Source organism: Deltaproteobacteria bacterium GWC2_65_14, from assembly GCA_001797615.1.
Lineage (GTDB): Bacteria > Desulfobacterota > Deferrimicrobia > Deferrimicrobiales > Deferrimicrobiaceae > GWC2-65-14.
Genome location: MGPV01000039.1, coordinates 1 through 3,304, shown reverse-complemented (window position 1 = coordinate 3,304; position 3,304 = coordinate 1). Strand labels below are relative to the sequence as shown.

5 protein-coding genes are annotated in these 3,304 nt (G+C 67.1%); all 5 read right to left on the bottom strand.

What is annotated here, in order from left to right:
* Positions 1-136 precede the first annotated feature (136 nt).
* Complete coding sequence (locus A2X88_08745) at positions 137-466, bottom strand: hypothetical protein (GenBank protein OGP34037.1); 330 nt, start codon at positions 464-466, stop codon at positions 137-139.
* 80 nt (positions 467-546) lie between these two features.
* Positions 547-1,248 carry an ATP synthase F0 subunit A gene (locus A2X88_08740; GenBank protein ID OGP34046.1) on the bottom strand — a complete coding sequence of 234 codons (702 nt, stop codon included), beginning with the start codon at positions 1,246-1,248 and terminating at the stop codon, positions 547-549.
* 80 nt (positions 1,249-1,328) lie between these two features.
* Positions 1,329-1,766 (bottom strand): hypothetical protein, encoded by a 438-nt coding sequence (locus A2X88_08735; GenBank protein ID OGP34036.1) that lies wholly within the window; start codon positions 1,764-1,766, stop codon positions 1,329-1,331.
* Entirely contained in the window at positions 1,756-2,022 is a 267-nt protein-coding gene (locus tag A2X88_08730) for a hypothetical protein (protein OGP34035.1), read from the bottom strand. Before A2X88_08730 ends, A2X88_08735 begins: the two co-directional genes overlap by 11 nt.
* Before the next feature lie 74 nt (positions 2,023-2,096).
* The coding region (locus tag A2X88_08725) for a glutamate-1-semialdehyde-2,1-aminomutase (GenBank protein OGP34034.1) at positions 2,097-3,304 on the bottom strand (1,208 nt) is incomplete at its 5' end.

The following is a 3,304-nucleotide window of genomic DNA, read 5'->3' as shown; positions in this document are numbered from 1 at the left end:
CGAACCGGCCCTTGCGGTTTCCGAAGATACCATAGCATCCCCGGGGACCGGATATGGTTCGGATATCATGAAAAAAAGGGCCCCCTGCGGGGCCCTTTTCCGAGAGCTTCGGTCCCTCCCGGTCCGCGTGTCGTCCCTACATCTTCCCGACGAGGATGAACGCGATGACCAGGGTGTAGATGACCAGCGACTCGATCAGCGCGAGTCCGACGATCATCGGGATGAAGATCTTGTTCTGGGCGGAAGGGTTGCGTGCGATCCCCTCCAGCCCGGCGGCGATGGCCTTGGCCTGGCCGAGCGCTCCCCCGAAGGATGCGATCGCTATGCCAAACCCGGCAGCCAGCGCGATGAAGGTCTTGTAGTTGCCACCCGCTGCGGCGGCAGCCCCCTCCTCCGCGAAGGCCACGGAAGCCACTGCTACGAAGAGCAGTGCGAGCAGAAAGGTGAATGAGGCTTTGCGGAACATGCGGTACCCCCTTTAGGTAGTGATGACCCCCCCGGACGGTTCCGCCCGGCCGGAAGGGGGTGATGCCCGGTTCGACGGATCTAGTGCTCCTCCTCGTGGGCGACCGCGCCCGCGATGTAGATCATGGAGAGCACCGTGAAGATGAACGCCTGCATGAAGGAGACGAACACCCCGAGCCCGTAGAAGATCGACGGCACCACGAAGGGGACGAGACCGAGGAAGATCCCGACCACGAGGTGGTCGCCGGTGATGTTGCCGAACAGACGCAGCGACAGGGAGAGCGGCCGGGCGAGGTGGGAGACGATCTCGATCGGCAGCATGATGGGGGCCAGCCACCAGACCGGCCCCAGGAAGTGCTTGAAGTAGGCCACCCCGTGCTCCCGCACCCCGTAGTAGTGGGTGGAGAGGAAGACGACGACCGCCAGCCCGACGGTGATGTTCATCTGATCGGTCGGGGGGACGAATCCGGGGATCAGCCCGAGCAGGTTCATGAAGAGGATGAAGAGGAAGCAGGTGGCCAAAAGCGGCATGTACTTCTTCGCATGATGGCCGAGGATATCCTCGGCGATCCCCACGAGGAAGGAGAGGATCATCTCGAGCAGGTTGCGCAGCGTGAACCGGGGCTCCGGGAGCACCATCTCGTCGGTCTTCTTCCCCCGGAAGGTGAGCAGCGACAGCGCGACCAGCAGGACCGCGATCATGATCGCGGAGAGCATGTACTGCGGGACATGAAGGCCCAGGAGGTTGAACCAGGAAAAGACCTCGTGCCCGCCGGCCGCCATCGCGGCCGCCGGGGTCAGCAGAACCAACCCGATCCCGCAAAACCCTTTGCGCATTCCGGAAACCCTCCCCGTTCGAACGATCACTTCTCCCCGGCCGCCCGGGAAAGCCCCTCGAGCAGGACCCCGAGAAAGAGCGCGGAGAAGCCGAGCAAAAATCCCAGGACGTCGACCCGGCCGGACCGCACGATCAGGTAGACCAGACCCCCCAGCCCGAGGAACTTCAGCACATACTGGACGACGAACCCTTTGCGGACCGCCCCGTCGCCGGAGAACGCCTTCTCGAGGATCTTCCGGATCAGGAAGAAGTTCGCGAAGGCAACCGCCCCGCCGACCGCCGTGCCCGGCAGCATCCGGAACCGGCCGGAGATCGCGACCCCGGCGAGGATCACTCCGGCGGAGATCAGGATCTTCGTCTCGAGCGGCCGAAGCCGGACCTCGTCACGTTCGGTCCCGGCCCCGGGGGAGGGATCGCCGGCACTGCCCGGCTCCCCGGGCCGGCCGCGCCCGTCATCGATCACGGGGCTCTCCCCGGTTCTTCCCGTTTTCCTCGAGTTCTTTCCCGGACCGGAGGGCGGCGCGGTAGAGGCTCCGGACGCCGGCCGCGAACCCGATCCCGATCCAGAGGACCATGAGCCACGGCCCGGTTCCGAGCCACTTGTCCAGGTAGTACCCGATCGCCAGGCCGATGAGGACCGACGCGGCCATCTCCAGGCCCAGGGCGCTGTACCGCCCCAGCTCCCGGAAGAACAGTTTTCGGTCCTGCTTGTCGGTCACGAGAAACCCGGATCTTCTACCATATCGGTTGCGAGGCCGTCAACGGGAAAAGGGGGCCCCGCCGGCCGCCCCCCTCACCGCTTCCGGGAGCGCCCCGGACGGCCCTCGAGAAGCGTCTGCCGCGCCGCCGCGATCGTCCGGTGGAGCTCCCTGCGGGTGTGGGCCAGCGAGACGAACCCGGCCTCGAACTGCGACGGGGCCAGGTAGACTCCGCGGGAGAGCATCCCGTGGAAATACCGGGCGTAGGCGGCGGTGTCGCTTTGCCTGGCGGACCGGTAGTCGGTGACCGGACCGTTCTGGAAGAAGGTGGTCCACATCGACCCCACCCGGTTCGTCCAGGTCGGCACCTTCGCTTTCGAGAAGACCCCCTGCATCCCTTCCCCGAGGTAGTCGGCCTTCTCCGCGAGCGTCCGGTAGGTCCCCTTCTTCGCGAGCACGGTGAGGGCCGCGATCCCCGCGGCGACCGCCAGCGGGTTCCCGGAGAGGGTGCCCGCCTGGTAGACGGGTCCGACCGGAGACAGGGCGTCCATCACCTCCCGCCGCCCGCCGAACGCGCCGACCGGCAGCCCTCCGCCGAGGATCTTCCCCAGCACCGTCAGGTCGGGCAGGGTCCCGTAGAGCTCCTGCGCCCCCCCGAAGGCCACCCGGAACCCCGAGATCACCTCGTCGAAGACCAGCAGCGCCCCGGCCTTCCTCGTGAGCTTCCGCAGTCCGTCGAGGAAGCCGGGAGCGGGGAGGATCACCCCCATGTTCCCGGGGATCGGCTCGACCAGGACGGCGGCGACCTGTCCCCGGTTCTTCTCGAGCAGCCGCCGGACGGAGGCGAGGTCGTTGAAGGCGGCGGTCAGGGTCAGCTTCGCGAGATCCTTCGGAACGCCGGGGGAGTCGGGCTGCCCGAAGGTGAGCGCCCCCGAGCCGGCCTTGACCAGCATCGAGTCGGCGTGCCCGTGGTAGCACCCCTCGAACTTGATGATCTTGTCCCTCCCGGTGAACCCGCGGGCCAGCCTTACGGCGCTCATCGCCGCCTCGGTGCCCGAGGAGACGAGCCGGACCTTCTCGATGGAGGGGAAGGCCTTCCGGATCAGCCGGGCCAGCTCGACCTCGCCGGCGGTGGGGGCGCCGTAGCTGGTCCCCTTTTCGGCCGACCGCCGGATGGCGGAGACCACCTTCGGGTGGGAATGGCCCAGGATCATCGGCCCCCAGGAGGAGACGTAATCGATGAAGGAGTTTCCGTCGGCGTCGGTGATCGTGGACCCCTTCGCCTTCGCGATGAAGAGGGGGG

Bases quoted from the DNA above. Each gene is read 5' to 3' on its own strand.
- A2X88_08740 (OGP34046.1), bottom strand. From the start codon at position 1,248: ATGGCGGCCGGCGGGCACGAGGTCTTTTCCTGGTTCAACCTCCTGGGC.
- A2X88_08745 (OGP34037.1), bottom strand. From the start codon at position 466: ATGTTCCGCAAAGCCTCATTCACCTTTCTGCTCGCACTGCTCTTCGTA.